This window comes from Phyllobacterium sp. 22229 (assembly GCF_052056495.1).
GTDB classification, from domain to species: domain Bacteria; phylum Pseudomonadota; class Alphaproteobacteria; order Rhizobiales; family Rhizobiaceae; genus Phyllobacterium; species Phyllobacterium myrsinacearum.
This window is the reverse complement of record NZ_JBQEPA010000045.1, coordinates 1-7878: the sequence shown is the minus strand read 5'-3', so window position 1 is coordinate 7878 and position 7878 is coordinate 1. Positions and strand designations below refer to the sequence as shown.

Annotated in this window: 7 protein-coding genes and 2 pseudogenes; 5 read left to right on the top strand and 4 right to left on the bottom strand. The window is 59.9% G+C overall.

Annotated elements, in window-relative coordinates; translation table 11 throughout:
- Positions 1–196: pseudogene (locus ACTJJ7_RS27920) on the bottom strand (efflux RND transporter periplasmic adaptor subunit); the annotation flags it as partial.
- A gap of 187 nt (positions 197–383) precedes the next feature.
- On the opposite strand from ACTJJ7_RS27920, the gene ACTJJ7_RS27915 reads away from it, so the two are divergent.
- Positions 384–1391: an AI-2E family transporter gene (locus tag ACTJJ7_RS27915; protein ID WP_245421196.1), complete on the top strand. Its 1008-nt coding sequence runs from the start codon at positions 384–386 to the stop codon at positions 1389–1391.
- Between the two features lie 268 nt (positions 1392–1659).
- On the opposite strand, the gene ACTJJ7_RS27910 is transcribed toward ACTJJ7_RS27915, so the two are convergent.
- Positions 1660–2187 (bottom strand): MarR family winged helix-turn-helix transcriptional regulator, encoded by a 528-nt coding sequence (locus ACTJJ7_RS27910; protein ID WP_440969491.1) that lies wholly within the window; start codon positions 2185–2187, stop codon positions 1660–1662.
- Between the two features lie 119 nt (positions 2188–2306).
- On the opposite strand from ACTJJ7_RS27910, the gene ACTJJ7_RS27905 reads away from it, so the two are divergent.
- Together ACTJJ7_RS27905 and ACTJJ7_RS27900 are read left to right on the top strand one after the other, a co-directional pair.
- The gene (locus ACTJJ7_RS27905; protein WP_105736588.1) at positions 2307–3845 is read left to right on the top strand and encodes an MDR family MFS transporter; all 1539 of its coding nucleotides are present in this window, start codon (positions 2307–2309) and stop codon (positions 3843–3845) included.
- A gap of 321 nt (positions 3846–4166) precedes the next feature.
- Positions 4167–4478: a hypothetical protein gene (locus ACTJJ7_RS27900; RefSeq protein ID WP_440969490.1), complete on the top strand. Its 312-nt coding sequence runs from the start codon at positions 4167–4169 to the stop codon at positions 4476–4478.
- Between the two features lie 42 nt (positions 4479–4520).
- Here the strand turns inward: ACTJJ7_RS27900 and ACTJJ7_RS27895 are convergent, their stop codons facing one another.
- Complete coding sequence (locus ACTJJ7_RS27895) at positions 4521–5759, bottom strand: NADH:flavin oxidoreductase/NADH oxidase family protein (RefSeq protein ID WP_440969489.1); 1239 nt, start codon at positions 5757–5759, stop codon at positions 4521–4523.
- A gap of 78 nt (positions 5760–5837) precedes the next feature.
- Between ACTJJ7_RS27895 and ACTJJ7_RS27890 the strand changes: the two genes are divergently transcribed.
- A complete protein-coding gene (locus tag ACTJJ7_RS27890; protein ID WP_440969488.1) occupies positions 5838–6248 on the top strand; it encodes a MerR family transcriptional regulator in 411 nt (136 codons plus the stop codon).
- 233 nt (positions 6249–6481) lie between these two features.
- On the top strand, positions 6482–7522 hold the full coding sequence (locus tag ACTJJ7_RS27885; protein WP_440969487.1) for an NAD(P)-dependent alcohol dehydrogenase: 1041 nt from the start codon (positions 6482–6484) through the stop codon (positions 7520–7522).
- A gap of 64 nt (positions 7523–7586) precedes the next feature.
- Here the strand turns inward: ACTJJ7_RS27885 and ACTJJ7_RS27880 are convergent.
- Positions 7587–7878, bottom strand: a pseudogene (locus ACTJJ7_RS27880) (hypothetical protein); the annotation flags it as partial.

Sequence of the window (7878 nt, the reverse complement as noted above, 5' to 3'; positions counted from 1 at the left end):
GGCCAGAGCCCTTGCTACGCTTGCCAGAGACCGCACAACCATCACAATCGCGCACCGGCTTTCCACCGTGCGCCAGGGCATTCTGCGCCGAGATACCCAGGCCATTTGTCCACCAGCGATCCCGCGTCACATAGGCGCCTGTACCCAGCGCCGCAATGACCAGGACCGATATCAGGACACGCGATTTCGATACCATTCACTCACCTGTTCTTGTCATCCCTCGAAAGGGCATAAGTTAAACAGGACATTAGCGGGTATTGGGGTTGCTTGGAAATTGCCGCAGCCATTAAATTTTGTCCATATTAGAGCCGCTTTTGCTTGCGTCTATACGCCGTTCAAGGCTAGGAAGAATCCGAAACAGATCGCCCTTCTCAAGGTGCCACTTGCTCACTGCCACACGGCTCTATATCGCGTCTTTCGCCCTGACGCTTCTCGCCCTGTTTGCCGTCCTCCAGCTGGGACTGCTTTCGGCCCTGCTATCGGGACTTCTTGTCTATAACCTCGTGCATCTTGCCGCACCCGTGCTGGGTAAACTCGGCGTTTCCAACAGCTTGACGAAGACTCTGGCGCTGGCCCTGCTGGCGATCATTTTCATCCTTCTGATCGTTGCCGCCGTGGTCAGCGGGCTCGGGCAACTGACCAACGGTACCGAAGGGGTTGTCTCGCTGTTCAAGAAGATGGCTGAAATCATCGATACGGCCCAGGTCCACCTGCCGGATTGGGCGAAGGCGTATTTTCCCGCCAGTCTCGATGAGCTGGAATCCATGGCGGCCAAATGGCTGCGCGAGCATGCCGGGCAGCTGCAACTCGTCGGCCGTGATTTCGGCGTTCTGATCGTTCGCATCATCGTCGGCATGGTGATCGGCGGCATGATCGCGCTGAGCACGGTGAATGCATCGCGCGAGCCGGGACCTCTGGCGGTGGCGCTGGTCGACCGGGCGAGCCTCCTCAGCGGCGCGTTCCGCAACATCGTTTTCTCGCAGATCCGCATTTCGGCGCTGAACACGTTTCTGACGGCGATCTATCTCGTCGTCATCCTGCCGATCCTTGGGGTGCACCTGCCGCTGGTCAAGACCATGATCGTGGTGACCTTTGTCGCCGGTCTGCTGCCTGTTATCGGCAATCTGATTTCCAACACCATCATCGTGGTAGTGGGCTTGAGCGTGTCGTTCATCGCTGCCGTCGGCTCGCTTGCCTTCCTCGTGGTCATCCACAAGCTCGAATATTTCCTCAACGCGCGGATCATCGGCGCCCGCATCAAGTCCCGCTCCTGGGAACTGCTTTTGGCCATGGTTGTGCTAGAAGCGTGGTTCGGCGTGGCCGGTCTCGTCGCCGCCCCGATCTACTACGCCTATCTGAAGGACGAGCTGACGCTGCGCAAGCTCATCTAGAGCCTTTCCTGCTTAAATAGAATCGTTCTGCCGGAGGGAATTTGGTTCAAGGGCGAGGGATTTGGCAAGACCGATGCCTTTCCATCGGGTGAAGCCGAAGCCCGATGGGATTGGGCCAAATTCACCCGGCCCTTCGGGTTTCCGGCTGGCGGACACCCACTTTGTCAAGCAGCGTCGTCCGATGGATAAACATCGGCCTCGCTGCCTTCCGCGTGGATTGTCTCGCCATCCGGGAAACAGAACTGGTTCTATTTAAACAGGAAAGGCTCTAGTCCGCCGGGTCTGTTGCGCTGCGCGCAAACAGCTGTTCGAACCCATCGACATATTTTTCAAAAAGTCTGGAGAAGATTGCGATGTCTTCGGCAGGCCAGTCGGCGACGACGCTTTCGACAACCGACTGCTTCAGCGCGTGAAGTTCGGCGACCAGGCGTTGCCCGAGCGCTGTCATGACCACGACGATCCGCCGTGCATCGGTCTGCGATGCCTTGCGGCGCAACACGTTCTTGGCGACCATCTCCGCCACGATGCGGCTGGCGCGCGAGGGATCGATCCGCAGGGTGTCGGCAATGACGCCGACCGTCACCTCGCCGGCGAGTTCGCCGCGGCGGACCGCATCGAGAACGTCGAGATGGGTCAGTTCAAGGCCGGGCGCCAGCTTCTGTATGGCAAGACGGGCAATCACCCGCCGGCCGGTCATCAGCCGCATGCGGGTCATCACCCGCCCGATGCGTAGGAGATCATCATTCGACCCGTTTTGCGGGGTTTCAATTTTTTGTGTCGTCGTAGTTTCCGTCATGATTCCAGCATAACAGATGCCTATCAGCATTAAAATATGCAAAAGGCATTAAAGTGCGATTGACATATGTATGCTAATAGCACATAAATTGCGCCAATCAAAACCGGATACCCCGCTCCATGAACATGACCAACACGTTCGAGCCGCTCGTTGCGGACCCGCGCAAGCGGCTGATGCTTTTCTTCCTTCTGATGGCGGCCATGTTCATGGCTGTACTCGACAACCAGATCGTGTCGACGGCGCTGCCGACCATTGTCGGCGAATTCGGCGAGCTTGAGCGTTTCGCCTGGATCGGCTCGGCTTATCTGCTTGCCGTCAGTGCGGTGATGCCGGTCTATGGCAAGCTGGGCGACCTGTTCGGGCGCAAATATGTGATGATCGCCGCCATATCCATCTTCACGCTGGGTTCGGCGGTCTGCGGCCTGGCCATTTCCATGAACACGCTGATTGCAGCGCGCGTGCTGCAGGGGCTGGGCGGCGGCGGCGTCATGGTCTCGATCTTTTCCGTCACTGCCGATCTGTTCGAGCCGCGCGAGCGCGCCCGCTACCAGAGCTATATCAGCCTTGTGTTCATGGCGTCCGGCGCCATCGGGCCGGTGCTTGGCGGCACGATGAGCGATCTGTTCGGCTGGCGTTCGATCTTCCTGATCAATCTGCCGATTGGTATTGCCGTCATCGCCGGGCTGGCCTTCATGCTTCCCTACCGCAAACCGGCACGCAAGCCCAAGATCGACTATGCCGGCGCGGTCCTGCTCGCCCTGACCACGACCAGCCTTGTTCTGGCGGCCGATGGCGCCCAGCTGTTCGGGTCGCTGCTGGCACCCCAGACTGTTTCGCTTGTGGCATTTGCCATCCTTTGCGCCACGGCATGGATTCTGGTCGAGCGCCGCGCGCCCGAGCCCATCATTCCGCTTTCCCTTTTCCGCAATTCGACCTTCACCCTGTTTCTGATCATTTCGATTGCCAGCGGTTCGATCGCCATCGGCATGGTCAATTACTTCGCCTTCTTCCTGCAGACCACGACGGGTCTGTCCCCGTCGCTCGCAGGGCTGCTGTTCATTCTTCTGACGGGCGGCATTGTCGGCGGCTCGCTTCTGACAGGCCGGCTGATCTCGACCACCGGCCGCTACAAATACCTTTCCGTCGCCAGTCTCACGCTCAGTGCTATCGCTTTTGGCCTGCTCACTCAGGTGCATGCGGGAACGCCCGTGTTTATCATCGGCCTGTTGATGCTCATGCATGGCGCCGGCATCGGCGTCGGTCAGCAGCTTCCGATCATCGGCGTGCAGAATGCAGCGGGCAGCCGCGACGTCGGCGCCGCGACCGGTTCGGTGTCGCTGGCCCGCATGGCCGGTGCCTCGATTGCCATATCAGCCTATGGCGCGATCATTGCGGCCAACCTGCCGCATGGTGCCGGTGCCATTCCCGGCGTCGGCAATATCGGCGAACTGACGCCCAAGATGATGGCGGCGCTCCCCGAGGCAACGCGCCGGATGCTTGCCGACAGCTACGCCGCCGCCTTCACCCCACTGTTCCTGACGGCGGCCTGCATTGCCCTGTTCGGACTGTTGATGGCCCTGCTTTTGAAGCCTGTGCAATTGCCCGTGGCCGCTGCGGCCAGGAAGCTGGACGACGCTGTCGCGGAGGCGGCGGAATAGGCGAACCACGCGCCGGAGGTTTTGTAGCCTTCAATATACAAACCGGTGCCCTAACCCCTTCCACCCGCTTCACTTTCCCATTATGGTCCACAATGAGGCCGGTCGAAATGGGTCGGTCTTGGGGCTTAGAAACCCCACCGCAAGCGGTTGGCATCAACCGCAATGATGCCTCCTCAGCCCTATGGCCGGGGAGGTCTCGGCGTATGTCCAGAGCTTCGGCTTAAAGGCCGTGGCGGTCGTCTTGCGGCGGCTTTCTAACTCCCCGGTCACCAGAGGATAAACCTCGGGTGACCACTTTCCTCGCGAGACAAGGGAGTGAACATGGACAATTACAATTTCTGGTCAAATCTGCTCGACACGTTCCAATCCTCGCCCGATTGGATCAAGGCGCTATGGCTGATCGTTCCGCCCGCCTTCGTGCTGGGGCTGGTGGCGCTGACACTGCGCTTTCGCATTGAGAGCAGAAAAGTGGAAAGACGTTTTGACGGTGAGCTGGTCTATTCCATCCACCGCGATGCGGGCAACCAGCTACATGTCATCAGCCATATCCCGCTGGCCGAAGGCAGGACGCCGCTGTTGCTGCTCAATCCGGCAGACACCACAGAAACGGTGCGCGATTTGATCGGCAAATAGGACAAGCCCGCTCTCGCGCGCGGCGGCAAAGCCTGTGCGCTTTCATTGACCGGCAGCGGAAGACGTCATCCACCGGCGGTACGTCCTGGTGAGGCGCGCCGACTTGAATTGTGCAATCACCAGCGCCCATGCCGGAGAGACGCCGGGAACCGGTGTGAGGCCAGCGCTCAGGCGGCGGAGCTGGTATTTGACCACAGCCATGCTGGCGAGAGAGGCGAGGACTTTGCTTTTCCAGCGGATCGGCGGCAGTTCGGGCCGCGGATCAGCGCCTTGCCGCCAAACAACCGGAAGATCGGGGCGAATGGCCAGCGCCGTGCCGATACCTGCCATTGCCACGCCGCTATCCAGCACCTTTTGAACAACCTCGATCCGGCGGATACCGCCGGTCACCATCACAGGCATTCTGGCGACTGCCGCGATATCCCGGGCGAATTCGAGGAAATATGCCTCGCGGCTCAACGTCCGCCCGTCGCGCGCACTGCCCTGCATGGCCGGTGCCTCATAACTGCCTCCCGAGAGTTCGACGAGATCGACATCGAGGCCGTTCAGCATTTCCACCACGCGCTTCGCATCGTCGGCATCAAAGCCGCCACGCTGAAAATCGGCCGAATTCAGTTTCACCGCCACGGAGAACCCTGGCGATACGGCCGCGCGTACCTCTTTCACCGTTTCGAGCAGTAGCCGTGCCCGGTTCTCCAGTGAGCCGCCCCACCTGTCATCCCGCCGGTTGGTCAGAGGCGACAGGAACTGGCTGATGAGGTAGCCGTGGGCCGCATGGATCTGGACGCCGGCAAATCCGGCTGTCTCGGCAATCCTGGCGGCTTTGACGAAGCGCTGGATGATGTCATGGATGCCGCTCTCCGTCATGGCCTTCGGCATCGGAAACAGTTTCGAGTGTTTTCCGAGGTCGAGCGCGACGGCGGAAGGAGCCTGGGTTTCCTGGCCCATATTCTTCATGACCTGCCGCCCGGGGTGATTGAGCTGGAGCCACATCTGCGCCCCATTGGCCTGACCGACGCGCGCCCAGGCGCGAAAAGCCGCAAGATTGCGCTCGTCCTCCAGCACGACTCCGCCGGGGCCTGTCATGGCGCGGCGGTCGATCATGACATTGCCGGTCAGGATCAACCCGGCGCCGCCATCCGCCCAGGCCTTGTAGAGTGTCATGAGCGCGGCGGAGGGGCCATGCGCCGCATCGGCCATGTTCTCTTCCATTGCCGCTTTGGCAATGCGATTGTGAATAATGCTCCCGTTGGGGAGGGTAAGGGGTTCGAAAGGTGACATTTTATGACCAGAAAGTTGACGTTGGCATCGGTCTAACGTTAAAGTGAACTTTAAGGTCAAGCAAAAAATCGACGGATCATGAAAATAGGCGAACTTGCCCAGCAGACGGGATTGGCACCGTCAAAGATACGGTTTTACGAGGCGCAGGGTCTGATCGGCACGGTCGACCGCAGCCTTGGCGGCTACCGGCAGTATCCGGCGCGCACGAAGCAGGTGCTGGAATTGGTCATTCTTGCTCAGCAGGCGGGGTTTTCGCTCGCCGAGATCCGCACGCTGGTTGCGCAGCAGGGCAAGGGACCCGTGGGGCATGATGTGATGCTTTCCGGCCTGCGCAAAAAACTCGCTGAAATTGAAGCCCTGCAGGAAAAACTGGCTGAAACCCATGCCGGCCTGAGGCTGGTCATCGACCGGATCGAAAACACGCCGCCGGGCGGCGATTGCTTCGAGTGCACGGAAGGCGTTCTGCAGGACCTGCGCGGCATGCGCTGAGATGTCCGGAAGGATCGTGACGGCATTTTTCTGACGCCGCGTTGGACACCGCTGATGCGGGTATGACGTCGTTCGATCTCAAAGGCTGGTCTTTGATCAAAGAGCCATCGATTTCGGAGCCGCTGATTTGGAGGATTGTGCAACAAGCCTGCAGGATTGCGCTACTGCTTCGGGCCGGCCCTGCGGCATAGCTGGTTGCCCCACACATCTCCTCATCTCAAAAGGAAACATTCATGGCTCTTGCTAAAGGCTATGCGGCAACCGACGCCTCCAAACCGCTCACCCCGTTTGTCTTCGAACGGCGGGAACCCAATGACGATGATGTCGTCATCTCGGTCAAATATTGCGGCGTCTGCCACTCCGATATCCATCAGGCGCGCGACGAATGGGGCGGTTCCAAATTTCCCATGGTGCCTGGTCATGAGGTCGCCGGTATCGTGACGACCGTCGGTGCAAAGGTAACGAAGTTCAAGAAGGGCGACCGCGTCGGCGTTGGCTGTTTCGTCAATTCCTGCACGAAATGCGCAGCACGCGATGCCGATCTCGAGCAATATATGCCGGGCATCGTCCTGACCTACAATGACGTTGAAGCCGATGGTGTCACGCCCACCCAGGGCGGCTATTCGGATTCCATCGTGGTCAAGGAAGGCTACGTCCTTTCCATTCCGGACAACCTGCCGCTCGATGCCGCCGCTCCGCTGCTGTGCGCCGGCATTACGCTTTATTCGCCGCTGCGGCACTGGAAGGCGGGGCCGGGCAAGAAAATCGCCATTGTCGGCATGGGCGGGCTTGGCCATATGGGCGTCAAGCTGGGTCATGCGATGGGGGCGGAGATCACGGTCCTCAGCCAGACCCTGTCGAAACAGGATGACGGGTTGAAGCTGGGCGCAAGCCATTATTATGCAACCAGCAATCCCGAAACGTTCAAGACACTCGCCGGGACCTTCGACGTCATCATCTGCACCGCCGGTGTGGCGATTGACTGGAATGCCTATCTCGGCCTGCTCAAGATCGACGGCACCATGGTCCTCGTCGGAGCACCGGAGCACCCGGTTCCCGTCAATGCCTTCTCGGTAATCGCCGGGCGCAAGCGCCTTGCGGGTTCAGGTATCGGCTCGATCAAGGAAACCCAGGAAATGCTGGATTTCTGCGGCGAGCACAACATCGTTGCCGAAATCGAGACCATCGATATCAAAGATATCAACGAAGCCTACGAACGCGTGCTCAAGAGCGACGTGCGCTACCGCTTCGTCATCGATATGGCCACCCTGTAACCACAAGACAGTTGCCGGAGGAGCTGCACAAGCCAATCTGCTCCTCCGGCAAAAATGCGGCGCATCACTGTGCCGGTGTGAACACCGCGCAGGGCGCGGCAATGCCGCGCAACTGATGTTTGCCGAGTGACGTCAACGGCTGCGCCGTTTCCGCCGCGAACGCGCCGGAGAGCAAGACTGTGTGGCCAAGCGGGCGGCAAAGGCCCTCCAACCGGCTGACCAGATTGACGGCGGGACCGATGGCGGTGAAATCCAGGCGGTCAGCCGTGCCGATATTGCCCCGCAAATTATTTCGCCGCTGGCGCAGAATGCTCATCTTACACCGTTTTACGGCGCCTTGCGCAGCTCCTGCTTGT